Source organism: Mesorhizobium calcicola, from assembly GCF_042682105.1.
Taxonomy (GTDB): Bacteria; Pseudomonadota; Alphaproteobacteria; order Rhizobiales; family Rhizobiaceae; genus Mesorhizobium; species Mesorhizobium calcicola.
Window position 1 is genome coordinate 35,242 of sequence record NZ_JBHUGY010000062.1, and the last position, 19,219, is coordinate 54,460.

Sequence of the window (19,219 nt, forward strand, 5' to 3'; positions counted from 1 at the left end):
TGTGATTTAAGTTTTGACATAGGCGCCACGCGAGGCCGAATCGCGGCAACCTATGCTATGGTGCGTGCCGGTATTTCCAACCAAAGGGATCGAAGCTGCATGAGCGTGATGGTCAAGGAAAGCCCGATCAGCGAAACCGACATGATCGCCGAGGCCGAGAAGGCGCTGGCCGACATCTCCAGGGTTCGCGACGGGGTCGGCCGGGTCATCTTCGGCCAGGAGAGCGTCGTCGAGCGCACGCTGGTGGCGCTGCTGGCCGGCGGCCACGCGCTGCTGGTCGGCGTGCCGGGCCTCGCCAAGACCAAGCTGGTCGAGACGCTGGGCGTCGTGCTCGGCCTCGATTCGCGCCGCATCCAGTTCACGCCCGACCTGATGCCGTCGGATATCCTCGGCTCCGAGGTGATGGAGCAGGACGAGTTCGGCAAGCGCTCCTTCCGTTTCATCTCCGGGCCGATCTTCGCTCAGCTTTTGATGGCCGACGAGATCAACCGCGCCTCGCCGCGCACCCAGTCGGCGCTGCTGCAGGCGATGCAGGAATACCACGTCACCATCGCCGGCGCCCGCCACGACCTGCCGGCGCCCTTCCATGTGCTGGCGACGCAGAACCCGCTGGAGCAGGAGGGCACCTATCCGCTGCCGGAGGCCCAGCTCGACCGCTTCCTGATGCAGGTCGACATCCTCTATCCCGAGATCGAGGCCGAGCGCCGCATCCTTTTGGAAACCACCGGCATCGAGGACGCGAAGGCGCAGAACGTGCTGCAGCCGGTGCGGCTAAAGGAAATCCAGACGCTGATCCGCCGCATGCCGGTGCCAGAAAGCGTCGTCGAGGCGATCCTGACGCTGGTGCGCTCGGCGCGTCCCGGCCAGGGCAACGCCGAGACCGACAAGCATGTCGCCTGGGGCCCCGGCCCGCGCGCCAGCCAGGCGCTGATGCTGTGCACAAGGGCGCGCGCGCTTTACGACGGACGGCTGGCGCCCTCCATCGACGATGTCCGCGCGCTGGCCGAGCCGGTGCTGCAGCATCGCATGGCGCTGACCTTCGCCGCCCGCGCCGAAGGCACCAGCGTGCGCGACGTGGTGGCGAAGCTCGTGAAAGGGATTTGATGGCGCGCATCGGCGAGGTCCAGGCTCCGGCAGCGACGCGCGACGCGCTCGCGCGTGGCCGGTTGCGGGCCTCGCTTGTGCCAGACCTGCTGGTCGAGGCGCGCCGCGTCGTCAACACCGTGATCGCCGGCTGGCATGGCCGCCGCAAGCGCGGCATCGGCGAGAATTTCTGGCAGTTCCGGCCCTATGTCGAAGGCGATTCCTCGCGCATCGACTGGCGCCGCTCGGCCCGTGACGATCATACCTATGTGCGCGACCGCGAATGGGAAGCCGCCCATACGGTCTGGCTGTGGGCCGACCCCTCGCCGTCGATGCTCTACAAATCAACCGGCGCCAGTGTGTCCAAGCAATCGCGCGCGCTGGTGCTGGCGCTGGCCATGGCCGAATTGTTGTCGCGCAGCGGCGAACGCATCGCCTGGCCGGGCCTCACCGATCCGTTCACCGCCCGCAACGGCGCCGAGCGCATCGCCGCGCAGCTCATGCATGCCGGCGAGTTGCCGGCCAAGCCCGACCTGTCCGACATCCGCCGCTTCTGCGACATCGTCATCGCCAGCGATTTCCTCGACCCGGTCGAGGAGACGATGGCCTGGCTCGACGTGCTTGCCCGCCACGGCGTGCGCGCGCATCTGATCGAGGTCGCCGATCCGGCCGAGGAAACCTTCCCCTATGCCGGCCGCACCGAATTCACCGATCCTGAGACCGGCGACAAGCTGACCGCCGGCCGCGCCGAAATGCTCGGCGATGACTACCGCCTGCTCTACACCGCCCGCCGCCACGAACTGGCCGCCTGGTGCAGGCGGCTCGGCTGGAGCTTTACCGTCAACCACACCGATCGGTTGGCGTCCGACGCGCTGGTGCGCCTGCATATGGCGATGACCGCCGATGGCGGTCATGCCGGGCTGACCAAAGGTCATGCCGGGCTGACCGGTGGCAGCGCTCAGCCCGGAAAGGCCGTCGCATGAGCTGGCTGCCGCTCTCCTTTGGCGCCCCCATGGTGCTGTGGGGCCTGCTGGCACTGCCGGTGATCTGGTGGTTGTTGCGGCTGACGCCGCCCAAGCCGCACATGGAAATCTTCCCGCCGCTGAAGATCCTGGCGCGCGTGCTGAAGCGCGAGGAGACGCCGCAGCAGAGCCCGTGGTGGCTGACGCTGCTCAGGCTCCTGATGGCGGCCCTGATCGTCGCGGCACTTGCCGAGCCGGTGTTCAACCCGCGCGAAAAACTGCCGGCCGAGGGCGCCGCCCTGGCCCTGGTCATCGACAATGACTGGGCAAGTGCCGCCGACTGGAACAAGCGCGTCGCCACCGCCGAGCGGCTGATCAACGACGCCCGCTCGAACGGCGTGCCGGTCATCATCGCCTTCACCGCCGAAAAGCCCAATTCGGAGATCGGCCCCTTCGATGCCGCCGCTGCCCTCGACCGGCTGCGTGCCGCCAAGCCGCGGCCGATCCCGACCGACCGGCCCGCCGTCTATGCCCGCGTCGCCGGTGTGCTGGACGCCTTGCCCGGCGCCAGCGTCGCCGTGCTCGCCGACGGACTGGCGGCGAAGGGCGACGAGGCCGCCTTCAACACGCTTTTGTCGAAAAATGCCGCCCGCGTCGTCTGGGCGAGTTCCGACCGGCTGTCGCTGACCGGCCTGACCGCCGCCGACAACCAGGTCGACGGCTTTGCGCTCACCGCCATCCGTGCGCCGGGCGACCCGGCCCCGGCACAGGTCACCGCCGGCGCCTTCGACGACAAGGGTCGCCGCATCGCCGATGCGACGCTGACCTTTTCCCCTGGCGAAACCACCGCCACCGGCACCATGGCGGTGCCGTTCGAGCTGCGCAACGACTTCGCCTCGATCGCGCTCGACGGCGAGCGTCAGGCCGGTGCCGTGCGGGTGCTCGACGAAAGCTCCAAGCGCCGCCGCGTCGGGCTGCTGTCGCAGGCCGAGGCCGACCAGGCGCAGCCGCTTTTGTCGCCGCTCTACTACATCAGGCGCGCGCTGCAGCCTTTCGCCGATCTGGTCGAACCCTCCAGCGCCGATCTCGCCGACGCCATCCCGCAAATCCTCGACCAGAAGCCGGCGATGATCGTCATGGCCGACATCGGCACCATTCCCGAACAGGTCCGGCAAAGGCTGGTCGACTGGGTCGACAATGGCGGCACGCTGGTGCGTTTCGCCGGCTCGCGGCTGGCTGCCGCCGGCAATGACGACGACCTGCTGCCGGTGCGCCTGCGCACCGGCGAGCGTTCGCTCGGCGGCGCGCTGTCATGGACGTCGCCGCAGCCGGTCACCGAATTCCCCAAGGCCGGCCCGTTCGCCGATCTTGCCCCGCCCACCGAAGTCACCGTCAGCAGGCAGGTGCTGGCCGAACCGACGCCCGACATCGTCGAGCGCACCTGGGCCGCACTCGCCGATGGCACGCCGCTGGTCACCGGGCTGAAGAAAGGCAAGGGCACGCTGGTGCTGTTCCATGTCACGCCCGAGGCGACCTGGTCGAACCTGCCGATCTCGGGCAGCTTCGTCGAGATGCTGCGCCGCATCGTGCAGCTGTCACGCAACCAGGGCGCGGCGATCGCCAATGCCGAAGCCGCCGCCACCTCGCTGGCGCCCTACCGTATGATCGCTGCCGATGGGTCGCTGGTGCCGCCGACACCGGACGCACGGCCGCTGGTGCCGGGCGCCGGCGCGCTGCCGGTGACTTTCGAGAACCCGCCCGGCCTTTACGGTACCGAGGCTGGCGTCTTCGCCCACAATTTGCTCGATGCCGCAAGCACGCTTGCACCGCTGGCGCGTCCGCAAATCGCTGTTCCCGTCACGTCGATCCAGTATGCCTTTGATGAATCGCGCAACCTGAAGGGCGCGCTGGTCGCGGCCGCTCTGGGGCTGATGCTGCTCGACACGCTGGCGGTGTTCTGGATGGGCGGCCTGTTTGCGCGCCAGCCCCGCCGTGCCGGTGCCGTGACAACCACCGCCGCGATCCTGATTGCGCTGGGCGCGCTGTTTGGCCATTCCGATCCTGCCCGCGCCGACGATGCCAAGCCAGGCGACGAGGCGGCAATAGAGGCCATTTCCAAGACCCGCATCGCCTACGTGCTGACCGGGGTGCCAGGCGACGATTCGATCAGCCGTGCCGGGCTCGAGGGCCTGACCCGTTTCCTGGTGGAAAAGACGGCACTTGAACCCGGCGCGCCGGCCGGCGTCGATATCGCGAAGGACGAACTGTCGTTCTATCCCCTAATCTACTGGCCGATCGATCCGGCCGCACCGATGCCGAGCCCGGCCGCGATCGCCCGCATCGACGCCTATATGCAGCAAGGCGGCACGGTGCTGTTCGACACCCGCGACCAGTTCGCCAACGGCATCGGCGCCGATTCGACCAGCCCGGCGACGGAGCGGCTGCGCGACATCCTCGGCAACCTCAACGTGCCGCCGCTGGAGCCGGTGCCGTCCGACCACGTGCTGACCAAATCCTTCTTCATCCTGCCCGAGTTTCCCGGCCGCTTCAGTGGCAGCCCGCTCTGGGTCGAGGCCTCGCTCGACGCCAGCAACGCCGAGAACCGGCCGGTCCGCACCGGCGACGGCGTCTCGCCGATCATGATCACCGCCAATGATTTCGCCGGCGCCTGGGCGGTCGACGAGAATGGCGATCCGTTGCTGCCGACCGTGCCGGCGGACCCGATGCAGCGCATCTACGCGCTGCGCGCCGGCGTCAACATCATGATGTACATGCTGACCGGCAACTACAAATCCGATCAGGTGCACGTGCCCATACTGCTCGAACGGCTGGGGCAGTAAGGATGACATTCTTCGTTGCGCACCCCACGCGGATCGCCCCTCCCCACAAGGGGGAGCGTAAGGCATGAACTGGTCGATCTCCCTCGAACCGCTGATCTCGTGGCCATTGCTGGCCTTGGTGCTGGTGCCGTTGGCGCTGCTGGCACTCGTCGGCCTGTGGTTTCGCCAGCGTGGCGCCGTCTTCCGCTTCGTCGCCCTGCTGGCGCTCGCCGCCGCGCTGTTCAACCCGGTGTTCCTCAACGAGGAACGCGAGCCGCTGAAAAGCGTCGTTGCCCTCATCGTCGACCGCAGCCAGAGCCAGGATATCGGCGACCGCACCAGGCAGACCGACGAGGCGCTGGCCGGGCTGCAGCAGCGGCTCGGGCGCTTCAAGCAGTTCGACGTGCGCGTCGTCGAGGCCGGCAAGTCGCAAGCCGCCGAGGAGCGCACCGAGACACGGCTGTTCGGCGCGCTCGAAGGCGCCTTCCGCGACGTGCCGCCGTCGCGCATCGGCGGCGCCATCATGATCACCGATGGCGAGGTGCATGACGCGCCCGCAGGCAGCCCCGATTTCAACGCCCCGCTGCATGCCCTGATCACCGGCAACGACCATGAGAAGGACCGCCGCATCCGCTTCGAGAACGCGCCGCGCTTCGGCCTTGTCGGCAAGCCGCTCGACATGACATACCGGGTCATCTCGACGGAAAACCAGACCGGCCCGGTCGATGTGCGCGTCTCCGTCAATGGTGAGCAGGTCGCGGTCGAACATGCCACCGTCGGCCAAGCCATGCCGCTGCAGGTGACCATTCCGGGCGCCGGCCGCAACATCGTCGAGCTTGCCATCGACCGTGAGCCGGGCGAACTGACCGACACCAACAACCGCGCCATCGCGCTCATCGACGGCATCCGCGAAAACCTGCGTGTGCTGCTCGTCTCCGGCGAGCCGCACGCGGGCGAGCGCACCTGGCGCAACCTGTTGAAATCCGACGCCTCGGTCGATCTCGTCCATTTCACCATTCTGCGGCCGCCGGAAAAGCAGGACGGCACGCCGATCAACGAATTGTCGCTGATCGCCTTCCCGACCCGCGAGCTGTTCGTCGAGAAGATCAAGGATTTCGACCTCATCATCTTCGACCGCTACCAGCACCGCGACGTGCTGCCGATCCTCTATTACGACTACATCTCCGAATATGTTGAAAAGGGCGGTGCGCTGCTGATCGCGGCCGGTCCTGAATATGCCGGCGAAAGCTCAATCGCGCGCACGCCGCTGATGTCGGCCCTGCCGGCTATGCCGACCGGCGAGGTGGTCGACAAGGCCTTCTATCCGCGCCTCACCGATCTTGGCCAGCGCCATCCGGTGACGCGCGGGCTCGACGGTTCGGCCACCGAGCCGCCGCACTGGAGCCGCTGGTTCCGCACCATCGGCGTGCAGAATCCCGAAGGCGAAGTGGTGATGAAGGGCGCCGACAACCGGCCGCTGCTGCTGCTCGACCGCAAGGGAGAAGGCCGCGTCGGCATGCTTCTGTCCGACCAGGGCTGGCTGTGGGCGCGCGGCTTCGAGGGCGGCGGCCCGCATGTCCAGCTCTACCGGCGCATTGCACATTGGCTGATGAAGGAGCCCGAGCTCGAGGAGGAGCGGCTGACCGCCGATGGCCGCGGCATGGTGCTGGAAATCCGCCGCCAGACGATGGCCGACGATCCCGGCCCCGCGCAGATCATCACCCCCTCCGGCAAGACCCTGACCGTCAAGCTCGAGAAATCCGAGCCCGGTGTCTTCCTTGGCAGCGTCGAGACCAGCGAGATCGGCCTCTACCAGGTCGCCAATGGCGACCTCACCGCGCTCGCCCATGTCGGACCGGTCAACGCACCGGAATTCGCCGATGTCATCTCCACCGAAAACCGGCTGAGGGCTCCGGCGGAAGCCACCGGCGGCAGCGTGCGGCGGCTGGCGTCATCCTCGGCCCTCGGCAGCGCCGTGACGCTGCCTTCCGTCGTGCCGGTGCGCTCGGCCGGCGATGCATCCGGCAGCGACTGGATCGGCCTGCGCACGACGGACGACAGCGTGCTCAAGGCCGTCTCGCGCGTGCCGCTGTTCGGCGGCTTCCTAGGCCTCGGCCTGCTGCTTCTGGCAATGGGTTCGATGTGGTACCGCGAGGGGCGGTAGGACTACTCTTCAGGCTCGGTCGTGAACAGCAGCGGGTAGCCCTTGGCCTTGCCGGCATCGGTGGCCCGTGTCGCCTTGGTCTCGGCGACATCCTTGGTGAAGACGGCAACGACGCAGACGCCGCGCCGGTGCGCGGTGATCATGATCCTGTGCGCCTGGTCTTCGCTCAGCTTGAACTCACCCTTCAGCACCGTCACCACGAAGTCGCGCGGCGTGAAATCATCATTGATGAGGATGACCTTGTAGAGCTTTGGCCGCTCGGTCTGCGGCTTGACCTGGGTACGCGGTTTTGTGGTGATTTCAGGCATCGGAACCGACAGTTTTCGTAAGCCATCCGGCTCGCATTCTGGCATCGCCGAAAGCGCCCGTCTATTTTGATTGACGCGCAAAACCGCCGTCCGGCGAGCGCGGCCATTCACAAACTATGTGGGAAAGTGCCGGTTGCCGTTCAACGGCCGTGACGGCCGAACATGCGGCGCCCCGGAATCTGCCGCGCCGCCGTGACGGACGGCATATCGGGCCGAACGCGGTTTGCGCCCGGATCCGCGCGGCGTTCCAGCCATGCCGCCATCGGCCACGCGACGACGCAGATCAGCGTTGCGCCGGTGAACATGATCAGCAGCCAGGTCTGTGCCGGCGTGATGTAGTCCCAGTCGGTGGAAATCGCCGGTGCGAACAGCGAAGGCTCGGTGCGTCCGCTGGCCGGATCCGGCACCGGGCTGGCAGTGAACAGGATCACCACCCTGGCGACGCCGGTGGTAACCAGGCCGCCGAGCACCATCGAGCGCAGAATGGACGAAAGCCGCTTCTTCATGCGGAATGTCCTACACGGCCGGCATTGCGATCGGGTTGAGCTTGATCGAGGTGCCTGGCTGGAAGCTGCCGGTTTTCAGGCTTCGGCCAAGGGTCAGTTGCATCAGATCGCTTCGATTTGCCGGTACACGGCATCGTCAAGCGGATTGGCAGAAGGCCGCTCCAGCCGAATTCCAGCTGAAGCGGCCTTGTTGCAAGACAAGCTTGCGAAGCAGGACCTGGATTAGGCCTTCGGAGTCGCCTTCGGGGCAACCTTCTTGTGCTTCTTGTGCTTCTTGACCGGCTTCTTGGCGACGACCTTCTTCACGGCCGGCTTGGCAGGCGTCGTCGCCGCCGGAGCAGTGGTGGTGGTGGTAGCGGCCGGAGCAGCGGTCGTGGTGGCAGCGGCATTGCCGAGAGCCGGCATCGCGAAGGCGAGAGCAACGGCGAGACCGGTGGCGGAGAGAATGGACTTTTTCATGGCTTCATTTCCCTTTTATGCAGGTCGAGTTTCGAGTGTCATTGAACCGGATCGTTCGGTGTCACTCCAAGCAGCTTCAAAGCGTTGGCGAGCATCCGGATGCCCTGTGCCTGTTTCTTGGCGGCGCAGTACCGGTTGCCCTTTCTCTGAAGTGCCTTTGCCGCGGTGACCTGCGTTGCCGCGGCATGGGTTTCGAGGGCTTCATCGAATTGGTGGCTGAGATTGGCGCACCGTTCGCTCCGGGTGGTGAGCGTCGCCTTTGCGTCCGATTGTCCGACAGCGGCAGTGACCAGGCAAATGCCCAGCAACGCACCCAACAAACTGATCGACAACCTTGGCATCGGTTTATCCGTAAACCCGGAGACTAGCGTCGCAGCCGATGACCTGACCGCCACGAGACCAGTTATGCCTTTGTATTTTTTCAGGAGTTTTTCTGAACTGTAGAATTTTGTTTCTGGATTGTGTCTGAGAAAGCCGATGTGATCGCATCATCACCACTGGCCAACATATGGCCTGAATTCTATCGTGTGGGTTGCGACAGAACGGCTTGGCGATCAACAATGACAGGGCTGCTGTGAAATCCGACGCACACATACTGATCGTCGATGACGACAAGGGCATCCGCGACCTGCTGCAGGAGTTCTTCCAGAAGCGGGGCCTGCACACCTCGGTTGCCGCCGACGGCACCGAGATGGAGGCCATCCTGCGCCGCGCGCAGGTGGATCTCATCGTCCTCGACGTGATGCTGCCCGGCAAGAGCGGGCTGGAGCTGTGCCGCGACCTTCGCGCCCAGTACTCGACACCGATCATCATGCTGACCGCCGTCACCGAGACCACCGACCGCGTCGTCGGCCTGGAGATGGGTGCCGACGACTATGTGCCCAAACCGTTCGACCCGCGCGAGCTTCTGGCGCGCATCCGCGCCGTGCTGCGGCGCAATGGCGCCACGGAGCCCAAGCGCGCCACCACCAAGCAGATCTACCGCTTCGCCGGCTGGACGATGGACTGTTCGCGGCGCCGGCTGATCGCCCCCGACGATGTCAGGGTCGAGCTGACCATGGCGGAATTCAATTTACTGCAGACCTTCGTCAAGAGCGCGCAGCGTGTGCTGACCCGCGATCAGCTCATCGAACTGTCCGGCGGCGACAGCGACTACTCCTTCGACCGCAGCATCGACATCCTGGTCAGCCGGTTGCGGCGCAAGATGGAAGACGACCCGAAAACACCCAAGCTGATCCTGACCGTGCGCAGCGGCGGCTACCAGTTCCTGCCCGAGACGACCTCCGAATGAGACGTTTCCTGCCGCAGACCCTGCCTGTCTGGGTGCTGCTGATCGTCATCGCCGGCCTGCTGATCAGCCAGGTCGCGACCCTCTACATCGTGTCGCGCGACCGCGCCGCCGCCAACGACGTCGTCGACCTTTATCGCCTCAACGACCGTGCCTTCGCGTTGGTGCAACTCATGCATGACGCCAGTCCGGAGCAGCGCAAGGCGACGGCGACCGGCCTGTTCAATTCCACCTACGCGCTCACCGTCACGGACACGCCCGCGGTCACCTCGTCGATCGCCGGCGACGACGAACTGGCGGAGCTCGAAGACATCCTCGTTGGCCGGCTGTCGAAATTCGGCATCACCGACGCGCGCGTGCGCCGCGATCCGGCGACGCGCGAGGCCGACGACGCCACCGGCATGGCGCCAGGACCCGATATCGGCCAGGTGGAGCGCGACCTCCTGGTGCTGGCCGCCAACTTTGCCCAGAGCGACAAGTTGACGGCGTCGCTGCGCTTCGCCGACGGCCAATGGCTGAACTTCACCGAGCCGATCACGCCCGTCGGCCCGATCCTGAGCTTCGACAGCCTGCCGCTTTATTCGCTGATCGCCGGGCTGGTTGTGATCATGTCGATCTGGTCGCTGCGCCGGCTGACCGCACCCTACCGGATGATGGAAACCGCCGTGAACCGGATCGGCAAGGATTTGAAGAGCCCGCCGATCGCCGAGGGCGGCAGCCGCGAGGTGCGTGCCGCCGCCAAGGCGATCAACGCAATGCAGGCAAGGTTGCGCGAATATGTCGAGGACCGCGAACATCTTGCGGCGGCATTGGCGCATGATCTGCGCACCCCGATGACCAGGATGCGCCTGCGCCTGGAGCTGTTGCGCAAATCGGCGGTTCGCGAGGCGCTGGCGCACGATCTCGCCGATGTCGAGAGCATCGCCAGCTCGGTGATCGACTTCGCCACCTTCGAGGTGACCGAGGAAAAGAGCGAACGCATCGATTTCTGGTCGCTCGTGGAGTCGATCGCCGACAGCTATGACGAGGTCACGTTCGACGACGACACCCGCTCGCGCGGCCTGATCTGCATGGCGCGGCCGGTCGCGCTCAGGCGCTGCGTCACCAATCTGGTGCAGAACGCCGTCACCTACGGCAAGAAGGCGCATCTTTCCCTGCGCCGGTCGGAAAACATGATCCTGCTCACCATCCGCGACGAGGGCCCGGGCATACCGCAGGCGCAGATCGACGCAGTGTTCGGCTCTTTCGTGCGCCTCGAACAATCCCGCAACCGCCAGACCGGCGGTCTCGGCCTCGGCCTGACCATTGCCCGCAACATCGCGCGTGCTGCCGGTGGCGAAGTCCGCTTGTCCAACAACGCGGGCGGCGGCCTGCTGACCGAGCTGCGCCTGCCGCTGGCGGCCTGACGCAGGTCGCCTCGGATGTGTTCCCGTTTTGCCGTTTTTCAACGAATGACGGCGATCTTCCATGCCAGCAGAGCAACTATCGCTGCGCCGCTGAAGAGGGTCGCCCAACCATGCCGCCCGAATGCATGCAGGACAAGAACTGCCAATGCGGCAATGATGGCTGCGAGCGTCCCTTCGATATAAAAGAGCTGATTTGCACTCAGTTGCGTGCCGCTCGCACCGCCGATCCTGAAAAACTCCAGGATCGATCGCATCGCAATTACGAGCAGTACCCCGAGCGCAGTTTGCGCGGTCCGCGGTTTAGACAGCCAACCCAAAATCCGCTCCAAAGCGCCTTTTCCTGATAGTTGAGGGAGGTCTCGCCGCTCCTCTATTGCTAGCGCCGCAGCACCGCGCTCAGCACGTCGCGGATGCCGATGGCGCCGACAAAGCGCGACTGGTCGTCGAACAGTGCCACGGGTGCTGTCTGCGAGCGATGCATGGCCAGCATCACGGTCTTCAGCGAGGTGCCGGGATTGGCCCAGAACACTTGCGCCACTTCCTCCGGCTGGCCCTCGACATCGGCGCACGACACCCACACCGCAGGCTTGCCATCGCGTTCGGCCGCCGCCACCAGCCCGTGCTCGTCGATCTGGAAGCGCGTCGTCTTGCGTCGGTCGAGCCACACCCAGCCGTCCTTGCCGTGCTCCAGGTCGCGGCGGTCGCGCATGACGTTCCAGGCGGTCAGCACCGACAGCGGATTCACATTGGCGATGAAGTCGCGAACATAGTCGTTGGCGGGCCGCAGCACGATGTCTTCCGGCGCGCCGGTCTGCACGATGCGTCCACCCTCCATGATGGTGATATGGGTGCCGATCTTGAGCGCCTCCTCGAGGTCGTGGCTGACGAAGATGATGGTCTTCTTCAATTCGGCCTGCAGCTGCAGCAGCTCATCCTGCAGCTTGGTGCGGATCAGCGGGTCGAGCGCCGAGAACGGCTCGTCCATCAATAGGATCGGCGCTTCGGTGGCGAAGGCACGGGCCAGGCCGACACGCTGCTGCATGCCGCCAGACAGCTCGTGCGCGTATTTCTTCGACCACTGGTCGAGATTGACCAGCTTGAGCTGGCGCTGCACGCGCTCCTTGCGCTCGGCCTCCGGCACGCCGGCGAGTTCGAGGCCGAGGCCGACATTCTCCTCCACCGTGCGCCAAGGCAGCAGGCCAAACTGCTGGAACACCATGGCGACCTGCTTCTGCCGCAGCCTTCTCAGCGTCACCTCATCGCAGGTGACGACGTCGACCGTGCCGTCGCCGTCCTTGACCAGAACCTGGCCGCGCGAAACGACGTTCAGCCGGTTGACGGCCCTGAGCAGCGTCGACTTGCCGGAGCCGGACAGGCCCATCAGCACGGAAATCTCCCCCTCGTGCACGGTCAGGCTGGCGCCTGCGCAGCCCAGCACATTGCCGGTCTTTTCTAGAATCTCGGCACGGGTAGCGCCGGCGTCGACCATCGCCAGCGCGCCGGCCTGGTCCTGGCCGAACATGATGTCGACATTCCTGAAGTCAACGGCGACGGTCATTTCTTGCCTCCCACGCCAATGCGCGTCATCCGGTCCAGCACGATGGCCAGCACGACGATGGCGAGGCCGGCTTCAAGCCCGAGGTCGATCTTGCGCGAGCCCAGCGCTCGGTTGATTTCGGTGCCAAGGCCGCCGGCGCCGATCAGTGCGGCAAACACCACCATCGACAGCGACAGCATGATCGACTGTGTCAGACCGGCCATGATGGTCGGCAGCGCCGAGGGCAGCTCCACTTTCCAGAGTAGCTGTCTCTTGGTGGCGCCGAAGGCCTCGCCTGCCTCGACGATCGACTTCGGCACCGAGACGACGCCGAGATGCGTGAGACGAACCGAGGTCGGGATGACGAAGATGATGGTGACGATGAGGCCGGGCGCGTTGCCAAGGCCGAACAGCGTCAGCACCGGTATCAGGTAGACGAAGGTCGGCAGCGTCTGCATCAGGTCGAGCACCGGCAGCATGATGCGGTAGACCTTCGGCTTGTGAGCGGCCCAGATACCGAGTGGCACACCGATGGCCATCGAGGCGGCGGCAGCGGCAACCACCAGCACCAGCGTCTCCACCGTCTGCTTCCAGAGGTTCTGGTTGAGGATGAACAGCAATCCGAGAAAGACGGCCACTGCCAGGCCTCTCGATCGCTGCAGGTAATAGGCAAGCAGCGCAATCAACGCGATGAGAAGGACGGGCGGTATCAGAAGCAGCGTGTCGACCACTCCGTCGAGGAGGAAATTCAGGCCGCCGGAGAGGCCGCGGAAGAAGGTGTTGAAATTGTCGGTGAGGAAAGTGAAAAAGGCCTTTCCCCAGGCGCCTATGGGGATCTTATAACTGACCAAGAATTTTGAAATCGGATCCATCTTGCCCCTCTCAGTCGCCGTCCTTGCCGGACGGTCATCTTGTCACAGGATATGGAAAAGGGCAGCCCTTTCTACAGTGACTGCCCCCTCTTGATCGGTCACGCCGAACGCAAGGCCGGCTCAGCTTCCGAGCGCAGTCTTCACGGCCGCAGCCGCGTCGCCGCCATCGAAAGTGGTCACACCGGCAATCCACGGAGCAACCGCGTCCGGATGCTTCTTCAGCCAGTCGGTCGCGGCCGTGTTGGCGTCGCCACCCTTGAGGATCGCGTCCATCATCTCGCCTTCCATATCGAGATTGAACTTCAGGTTGGCGATGAACTTGCCGACATTCGGGCACTCCGTCGTGTAGCCCTTGCGGACATTGGTAGACACGGTGGCGGCGCCGAAGCCGCTGTCGCCCATGCCATCGAGATAGGTGATCTTCATGGCGCCCATCACCGGATGCGGCGTCCAGCCGAGGAAGGCGATCCACTCATTGTTCTTGATCGACTGCTCGGCTTGGGTGAGCATGCCTGCCTCCGAGGATTCGACCAGCTCGAAGCCTTCGAGATTGTCCTTCGGGTTCTTGATCATGTCGAGGATGATGCGGTTGCCGTCATTGCCAGCCTCGATGCCATAGATCTTGCCGTCGAACTTGTCCTTGAACTTGCCAAGGTCGGTCAGCGTCTTGACGCCGGCGTCCGCGACATAGGTCGGCACCACGATGCCGTAGCCGGCGCCGCTGAGATTTTCGCTGATGGTCTCCACCGAGCCGTCGGCTGTGTAGTCCTTGATGTCGTTGGTCATCGACGGCATCCAGTTGCCCAGGAAGACGTCGAGGTCCTTGTTTTTCAGTGACGCATAGGTCACCGGGACCGAAAGCTGGATCACCTGTGGCTCGTAGCCGAGCGCGGTGAGCAGCACGGAGGCGACGCCGGTCGTCGCCTGGATATCGGTCCAGCCGACATCGGAGAGGCGCACCGCCTTGCAGCTTGCCGGATCGCCGGCGAAGGCAGCGCTCGTGGACAGCAGAGCCGCCAGGCCGAGGCCGGCGACGAAGGAATTCATACGCGACATAGATATTCTCCCATTGCGATTCTTTGGCGGTAGCGAAGTTACGGTTTCTCTGCCCGCCTTGTTTCGTCAGCCAAACACCATTCTGGTGTGGTTTCAAGCATTAAGGCAATCACGATCAACGGCGCGGGCTGGCCAATCAGCGACACGCTTCCTGCCTTTGTGCCGCGTGGGCGTCGTTTTTTGGGGGAATGCGGCGGCGGCCTCTCCCCGCGCGGCAGCAAGTCGGCTTAAAAGAGCGGCATGGCCAAACTGTATTTCCACTATGCGACGATGAATGCCGGCAAGACGACGATGCTGCTGCAGGCGTCGTACAATTATCGCGAGCGCGGCATGCGCACGATGCTGTTCGTCGCCGGCCACTACAAAAAGGGCGACAGCGGCCTGATCTCGTCGCGCATTGGCCTGGAGACGGAGGCCGAGATGTTCCGCGACGGCGACGACTTGTTCGCCCGCGTCGCCGATCATCATGAACATACGACAGTGCACTGCGTCTTCGTCGATGAGGCGCAGTTCCTCGAGGAAGAGCAGGTCTGGCAACTCGCCCGCATAGCCGACCGGCTGAACATCCCGGTCATGTGCTACGGCCTGCGCACCGATTTCCAGGGCAAGCTGTTTTCCGGTTCGCGCGCGCTGCTGGCCATCGCCGACGACCTGCGCGAGGTGCGCACCATTTGCCGCTGCGGCCGCAAGGCGACGATGGTCGTGCGCCTCGGCCCCGATGGCAAGGTGGCACGGCAGGGCGAACAGGTGGCGATCGGCAAGGACGTCTACGTGTCTCTCTGCCGCCGCCACTGGGAGGAAGAGATGGGCCGCGCCGCGCCCGACGATTTCATCGGCTTCACCCAGGCCTGACGGCCCTGGCCCTGCCTGATGCACACGGATCGGGCATCCCTTCCAATCTTGCTGCGATGCAGCGTTTGTTAAGGCCTCGGTCCTATAAGACCGCCAGCCAGAGCTCTCCGGGGTCAGCCATGTTTCGAGCCGTTTCGCGCGCCAGCATTCTTCTCCTTGCCACCTCGCTTGCCGCTCATGCCGGCGGTGACCCGGCCCTGGGCAAGCACGTCTTCAACCGGTGCATGGCCTGCCATGAAGCGGCCACCGACCGCGACAAGGTCGGCCCGCATCTGCTGGGCGTCGTCGGCCGCGCCGCCGGCAGCGCCGAGAGCTTTGGTCACTACTCCGCGGCGATGAAGGGCGCCGGCGCTGCCGGCCTAGTCTGGGATGAAGCCAACCTCGCCGAATATCTCAAGGCACCCCGCCTCAAGGTGCCCGGCAACAAGATGGCGTTTGCCGGCCTGAGCAATGACGACGACATCGCCAATGTCATCGCCTATCTGAAGGCCGATCCCAAGCCCTGAGCAACCATCGGTGCGTTGCATGACGACCTCGGCTTCCAGGGCATCCGCGCCAGCTGATGTTGACTGCTCTGCCGGCACAGAAGTTCAATGACAGTTGAACTACGCTTGACCTGCGAGCTAATCATGCCATGACCCCGCCTTCACTATCTTTCAAGACTGTCGCGGACTCTTTTGTTTTCGGGGCGGGTTTTGTCTTGCGTCTTTCAATCCCCCGATGCCCCACATATATTCGCCGCTGTTCGCGACCAGCGACCTGATGCCGAAGCGGGAGGCCCCAATGGCGACATTGCAGAATTTCGATGCCGAAATTGCCAAGACCAAGCAGGTCGTGCAGGACATGCGCACCAAGATCGAGCAGTCCGGCACCGTGCTTGATACCCTCGCCACCGCCGACAAGAAGATTGGCGACGCCAATTTCGACATCGAGAACGCCCGCATCGAGGACGTGCTGAAGCAGCAGAAGGTGATGGAAGGCAATATCGCCGACCTGATCATCGGGCTGGAGGACGCCACCAACGTGTTCGGCGCCGAGTTCGAGAGCATGAAGAACTACACCGGCTGGGAAAACTTCGTCGGCGTCTTCTCCAGCCAGAGCAAGCAGCGCATGCGCACCGATCGCGTCCGCAACATGTCGCTGGCCGGCAATCTGCAGGAATTGCTGGCCAAGTCCGACACCATTGTCGGCATCCTGAAAGCGCAGAAAGAGGTCCTCGACCAGCGCTACAAGACTTCTGAGGCCAGCCTGTCGCAGGTCATCGAGCGCCGCAAGACCACCATGTCCAACCTCGAAGCCGTGCAGAAGCGCATTGAGGAGCTCAACCCGATGCTGCTCGACATCGAGAACAAGATCGCCGCTTCCACCAGCCAGAAGGACCGCACGCAGCTCGAAGGCGAGCGCTCCAAGCTGGCGACGGAATACAATGAAAAGCAGGCCAAGGAGCAGGAGCTGCTGGCCGAGAGCCAGACGCTGGAGCGCTACACCTCGATGTTCCAGACCTTCGTCGATTCGCTCAACAACCAGATCGCCGCGCAGTCGACGCTGATCAACAAGCTGACCATCGATACCGAACAGCGCATCGTGCTCTACAAGGCGCTGGAAGATTCGCTGAAGACCGCCGCCCAGCAGGACGTCGCCCACAAGATCAACACGCTGGGCAGCCAGGTCGACAACACCGCCGAGGAGACCATGGCCGGCATCGGCGCCGCTTCGCAGAAGCACATCGGCGACCTGCTCGAAATGCACGAGAAGAACATGGTCGCCAGCTCCGACATCCAGCGCCGCAAGAAGCTGGCCGACGATGCCTTTGCCCGCCGCTTCGACGAAGTGCTGAAGAAGCACAACGCGGCAAACTACGTGCAGTCTTAGGGGTGACCGGACTGCCCGCGAGCGCACAGGCATGACCCCCGAAAACGAAGCGGCGGCACGGTATTTCTCCGCCATCACGGCAGCACTGAGCGGCCTTGAAGTGTTCATGCGCGACGATCGCTCGCCGCTCTACCGGCATGGCATCGTCGCCAGGATCGTCGCCGAATACATCGCCCGGCTCGACAAATCCTTTGCCTGCTGGCGCAATCGGCTGGGCTTCATGGACACGTTCCGCATTTCGCGCGCCGAAAGCGGTTTTCCGGTCTTCCAGAACCTGCTCGAACTGGAAAACGACCGTCGCCAGGCCGACGCGCGGCTTGCCAACATTCCGCTGGCCGGCGAATTGCGCGAGGAAATGGCCGACTTCATCCTGCGCCACAAGGAATTCCCCGAGGCGCTGCAGAAGTCGATGGCCGAACGGCTCTATCTCGAGGACGTGAAAAGCGAGAACACGTTCGGACCGTTCACCCTGGCGCAGACGGCCAAGGTCTCGGTCAACCCAAAGACGGCGCGGCCCTATTACCTCGTCCACTGGGCGACGTTCGACGGCAGCGCCAACCTGCCGCTGGTCTACATGGTGACGGTGGAGGATTCGTCCGAAGCGATGGTGCGCCAGCTCGTCGACAGCAACGGCAAGCTCAATGACAAGGTCGACATTCCACTGCCGATCGACGGCCTGCTCAATCCCGAGCTTGCCCACCGTTTCGACGACTTCACCGAGAAGAATGGCGTTTGCGGCCGTCGGAAGGGAACTCGGGGTGATTTCCTGAAAGGTCGAAGTCGCAAAGCGATTCCGGAACAAGAGATTCAAGGGACAAATGCATGTCGAACATGATGAAGGCGCTGGTGAAGGCCAAGGCCGAACCGGGCATCTGGATGGAAGAGGTGCCGGTGCCGGAAATCGGCCCCAACGACGTGCTGATCAAGGTCAGGAAGACCGCGATCTGCGGCACCGATGTCCATATCTACAATTGGACCAGTGGGCGCAGAAGACTGTGCCGGTTCCGATGGTCACCGGCCATGAATTCGTCGGCACCGTCGCCGATTTCGGCGCGGCGGTCACCGAATACAAGGTTGGCCAGCGCGTGTCGGGCGAAGGCCACATCGTCTGCGGCCATTGTCGCAACTGCCGCGCCGGGCGAGGGCACCTTTGCCGCAACACGCTCGGCGTCGGGGTCAACCGGCCAGGTGCCTTCGGCGAGTATCTGGCAATCCCGCAGCACAATGTCGTGCCGATCCCCGACGACGTGCCGGACGAGATCGCCGCGATCTTCGATCCGCTGGGCAATGCGGTTCACACCGCTCTGTCCTTCGATCTGGTCGGCGAGGACGTGCTGGTCACCGGCGCCGGGCCGATCGGCATCATGGGAGCGCTGGTGGCGCAATGCGTCGGCGCGCGAAAAGTGGTCATCACCGACATCAATCCGGTGCGGTTGGCGCTGGCGAAAAAGCTCGGCGTCCAGCATGTCGTCGACGCCTCGAAGGAAAAGCTGCGCGACGTCATGCGGCGCTCGGCATGACCGAGGGTTTCGACGTCGGTCTCGAAATGTCGGGCGCGGCGCCCGCCTTCCGCGACATGATCGATACCATGAACAATGGCGGCAAGATCGCCATTCTCGGCATCGCGCCCACCGGCTTCGAGATCGACTGGAACAAGGTCATCTTCAAGATTGCTACATCTCAAAGGCATTTACGGCCGCGAGATGTTCGAGACCTGGTACAAGATGATCGCGCTGGTGCAGGGTCCGCTCGATGTTTCAGGTCTGATCACCCACCGCATCGGCATCGACGACTTCCAGACCGGCTTCGATGCAATGCGCAGCGGCAGCTCCGGCAAGGTGGTGATGGACTGGTAGGCGGTTGGTCGAAGAACGCAGCGGTGCACTGAAAGCCGTACTTCTGTTCCCGACCTAGCCCTTGCCCAGCGCCACCTCCAGCGCCGCCACTCCATTGATAATCGCCGCGCACTCGCGGGCGCTCAGCTTCGCCAGCAATTCCCGCTCGAAGGCCTTCGCCAGCGGCACCATTTCGCGAT

At 64.4% G+C, this 19,219-nt stretch carries 17 protein-coding genes and 3 pseudogenes; 11 read left to right on the forward strand and 9 right to left on the reverse strand.

Translation table 11 applies throughout. The features are described 5' to 3' along the window. Positions 1–99 precede the first annotated feature (99 nt). The 4 genes from ACFSQT_RS32795 to ACFSQT_RS32810 all read left to right on the forward strand — a co-directional run bounded on the left by ACFSQT_RS32795 (position 100) and on the right by ACFSQT_RS32810 (position 7,028). On the forward strand, positions 100–1,104 hold the full coding sequence (locus tag ACFSQT_RS32795; protein WP_379025879.1) for an AAA family ATPase: 1,005 nt from the start codon (positions 100–102) through the stop codon (positions 1,102–1,104). Continuing rightward, positions 1,104–2,066, forward strand: coding sequence for a DUF58 domain-containing protein (locus ACFSQT_RS32800; protein ID WP_379025881.1), 963 nt, complete (start codon positions 1,104–1,106; stop codon positions 2,064–2,066). Before ACFSQT_RS32795 ends, ACFSQT_RS32800 begins: the two co-directional genes overlap by 1 nt. Then, positions 2,063–4,885, forward strand: coding sequence for a DUF4159 domain-containing protein (locus tag ACFSQT_RS32805; RefSeq protein ID WP_379025883.1), 2,823 nt, complete (start codon positions 2,063–2,065; stop codon positions 4,883–4,885). The genes ACFSQT_RS32800 and ACFSQT_RS32805 overlap by 4 nt, the downstream gene beginning before the upstream one ends. A gap of 64 nt (positions 4,886–4,949) precedes the next feature. Beyond that, positions 4,950–7,028 (forward strand): hypothetical protein, encoded by a 2,079-nt coding sequence (locus ACFSQT_RS32810; RefSeq protein WP_379025885.1) that lies wholly within the window; start codon positions 4,950–4,952, stop codon positions 7,026–7,028. Positions 7,029–7,030: 2 nt separating this feature from the next. Here the strand turns inward: ACFSQT_RS32810 and clpS are convergent, their stop codons facing one another. The 4 genes from clpS to ACFSQT_RS32830 all read right to left on the reverse strand — a co-directional run bounded on the left by clpS (position 7,031) and on the right by ACFSQT_RS32830 (position 8,642). Next, positions 7,031–7,336, reverse strand: a complete 306-nt coding sequence (gene clpS, locus ACFSQT_RS32815; RefSeq protein WP_379025887.1) for an ATP-dependent Clp protease adapter ClpS — start codon at positions 7,334–7,336, stop codon at positions 7,031–7,033. Between the two features lie 140 nt (positions 7,337–7,476). Continuing rightward, positions 7,477–7,842, reverse strand: a complete 366-nt coding sequence (locus tag ACFSQT_RS32820; protein ID WP_379025889.1) for a hypothetical protein — start codon at positions 7,840–7,842, stop codon at positions 7,477–7,479. A gap of 222 nt (positions 7,843–8,064) precedes the next feature. Beyond that, positions 8,065–8,301 (reverse strand): hypothetical protein, encoded by a 237-nt coding sequence (locus ACFSQT_RS32825; protein WP_379025891.1) that lies wholly within the window; start codon positions 8,299–8,301, stop codon positions 8,065–8,067. Between the two features lie 38 nt (positions 8,302–8,339). Continuing rightward, the gene (locus tag ACFSQT_RS32830; protein WP_379025915.1) at positions 8,340–8,642 is read right to left on the reverse strand and encodes a hypothetical protein; all 303 of its coding nucleotides are present in this window, start codon (positions 8,640–8,642) and stop codon (positions 8,340–8,342) included. Between the two features lie 233 nt (positions 8,643–8,875). On the opposite strand from ACFSQT_RS32830, the gene ACFSQT_RS32835 reads away from it, so the two are divergent. Both ACFSQT_RS32835 and ACFSQT_RS32840 read left to right on the forward strand, forming a co-directional pair. Beyond that, a complete protein-coding gene (locus ACFSQT_RS32835) occupies positions 8,876–9,592 on the forward strand; it encodes a response regulator (RefSeq protein WP_379025893.1) in 717 nt (238 codons plus the stop codon). Continuing rightward, positions 9,589–10,995 carry an ATP-binding protein gene (locus ACFSQT_RS32840; RefSeq protein WP_379025895.1) on the forward strand — a complete coding sequence of 469 codons (1,407 nt, stop codon included), beginning with the start codon at positions 9,589–9,591 and terminating at the stop codon, positions 10,993–10,995. Before ACFSQT_RS32835 ends, ACFSQT_RS32840 begins: the two co-directional genes overlap by 4 nt. Before the next feature lie 38 nt (positions 10,996–11,033). On the opposite strand, the gene ACFSQT_RS32845 is transcribed toward ACFSQT_RS32840, so the two are convergent. The 4 genes from ACFSQT_RS32845 to ACFSQT_RS32860 all read right to left on the reverse strand — a co-directional run bounded on the left by ACFSQT_RS32845 (position 11,034) and on the right by ACFSQT_RS32860 (position 14,460). Beyond that, positions 11,034–11,324 carry a hypothetical protein gene (locus ACFSQT_RS32845; protein WP_379025897.1) on the reverse strand — a complete coding sequence of 97 codons (291 nt, stop codon included), beginning with the start codon at positions 11,322–11,324 and terminating at the stop codon, positions 11,034–11,036. Between the two features lie 47 nt (positions 11,325–11,371). After that, complete coding sequence (gene choV / locus ACFSQT_RS32850; protein ID WP_379025899.1) at positions 11,372–12,553, reverse strand: choline ABC transporter ATP-binding protein; 1,182 nt, start codon at positions 12,551–12,553, stop codon at positions 11,372–11,374. Next, positions 12,550–13,404: a choline ABC transporter permease subunit gene (gene choW, locus ACFSQT_RS32855; RefSeq protein WP_379025901.1), complete on the reverse strand. Its 855-nt coding sequence runs from the start codon at positions 13,402–13,404 to the stop codon at positions 12,550–12,552. Before choW ends, choV begins: the two co-directional genes overlap by 4 nt. A 120-nt stretch (positions 13,405–13,524) precedes the next feature. Further along, positions 13,525–14,460 (reverse strand): choline ABC transporter substrate-binding protein, encoded by a 936-nt coding sequence (locus ACFSQT_RS32860; RefSeq protein WP_379025903.1) that lies wholly within the window; start codon positions 14,458–14,460, stop codon positions 13,525–13,527. A gap of 240 nt (positions 14,461–14,700) precedes the next feature. On the opposite strand from ACFSQT_RS32860, the gene ACFSQT_RS32865 reads away from it, so the two are divergent. The 5 genes and pseudogenes from ACFSQT_RS32865 to tdh all read left to right on the forward strand — a co-directional run bounded on the left by ACFSQT_RS32865 (position 14,701) and on the right by tdh (position 19,040). Beyond that, entirely contained in the window at positions 14,701–15,312 is a 612-nt protein-coding gene (locus ACFSQT_RS32865) for a thymidine kinase (protein WP_379025905.1), read from the forward strand. 119 nt (positions 15,313–15,431) lie between these two features. After that, a complete protein-coding gene (locus ACFSQT_RS32870; RefSeq protein ID WP_379025907.1) occupies positions 15,432–15,818 on the forward strand; it encodes a c-type cytochrome in 387 nt (128 codons plus the stop codon). 277 nt (positions 15,819–16,095) lie between these two features. Further along, positions 16,096–17,184 carry a hypothetical protein gene (locus ACFSQT_RS32875; protein WP_379025909.1) on the forward strand — a complete coding sequence of 363 codons (1,089 nt, stop codon included), beginning with the start codon at positions 16,096–16,098 and terminating at the stop codon, positions 17,182–17,184. Positions 17,185–17,215: 31 nt separating this feature from the next. Next, positions 17,216–17,911: pseudogene (locus ACFSQT_RS32880) on the forward strand (hypothetical protein); the annotation flags it as partial. Positions 17,912–18,006: 95 nt separating this feature from the next. After that, positions 18,007–19,040 (forward strand): annotated as a pseudogene (gene tdh, locus ACFSQT_RS32885) (L-threonine 3-dehydrogenase). 54 nt (positions 19,041–19,094) lie between these two features. On the opposite strand, the pseudogene ACFSQT_RS32890 reads toward tdh, so the two are convergent. Beyond that, a pseudogene (locus ACFSQT_RS32890) lies at positions 19,095–19,219 on the reverse strand (MarR family transcriptional regulator); the annotation flags it as partial.

Bases quoted from the DNA above. Each gene is read 5' to 3' on its own strand.
- ACFSQT_RS32795 (WP_379025879.1), top strand. From the start codon at position 100: ATGAGCGTGATGGTCAAGGAAAGCCCGATCAGCGAAACCGACATGATC.
- ACFSQT_RS32800 (WP_379025881.1), top strand. From the start codon at position 1,104: ATGGCGCGCATCGGCGAGGTCCAGGCTCCGGCAGCGACGCGCGACGCG.
- ACFSQT_RS32805 (WP_379025883.1), top strand. From the start codon at position 2,063: ATGAGCTGGCTGCCGCTCTCCTTTGGCGCCCCCATGGTGCTGTGGGGC.
- ACFSQT_RS32810 (WP_379025885.1), top strand. From the start codon at position 4,950: ATGAACTGGTCGATCTCCCTCGAACCGCTGATCTCGTGGCCATTGCTG.
- clpS (WP_379025887.1), bottom strand. From the start codon at position 7,336: ATGCCTGAAATCACCACAAAACCGCGTACCCAGGTCAAGCCGCAGACC.
- ACFSQT_RS32820 (WP_379025889.1), bottom strand. From the start codon at position 7,842: ATGAAGAAGCGGCTTTCGTCCATTCTGCGCTCGATGGTGCTCGGCGGC.
- ACFSQT_RS32825 (WP_379025891.1), bottom strand. From the start codon at position 8,301: ATGAAAAAGTCCATTCTCTCCGCCACCGGTCTCGCCGTTGCTCTCGCC.
- ACFSQT_RS32830 (WP_379025915.1), bottom strand. From the start codon at position 8,642: ATGCCAAGGTTGTCGATCAGTTTGTTGGGTGCGTTGCTGGGCATTTGC.
- ACFSQT_RS32840 (WP_379025895.1), top strand. From the start codon at position 9,589: ATGAGACGTTTCCTGCCGCAGACCCTGCCTGTCTGGGTGCTGCTGATC.
- choV (WP_379025899.1), bottom strand. From the start codon at position 12,553: ATGACCGTCGCCGTTGACTTCAGGAATGTCGACATCATGTTCGGCCAG.
- choW (WP_379025901.1), bottom strand. From the start codon at position 13,404: ATGGATCCGATTTCAAAATTCTTGGTCAGTTATAAGATCCCCATAGGC.
- ACFSQT_RS32860 (WP_379025903.1), bottom strand. From the start codon at position 14,460: ATGTCGCGTATGAATTCCTTCGTCGCCGGCCTCGGCCTGGCGGCTCTG.
- ACFSQT_RS32865 (WP_379025905.1), top strand. From the start codon at position 14,701: ATGGCCAAACTGTATTTCCACTATGCGACGATGAATGCCGGCAAGACG.
- ACFSQT_RS32870 (WP_379025907.1), top strand. From the start codon at position 15,432: ATGTTTCGAGCCGTTTCGCGCGCCAGCATTCTTCTCCTTGCCACCTCG.
- ACFSQT_RS32875 (WP_379025909.1), top strand. From the start codon at position 16,096: ATGGCGACATTGCAGAATTTCGATGCCGAAATTGCCAAGACCAAGCAG.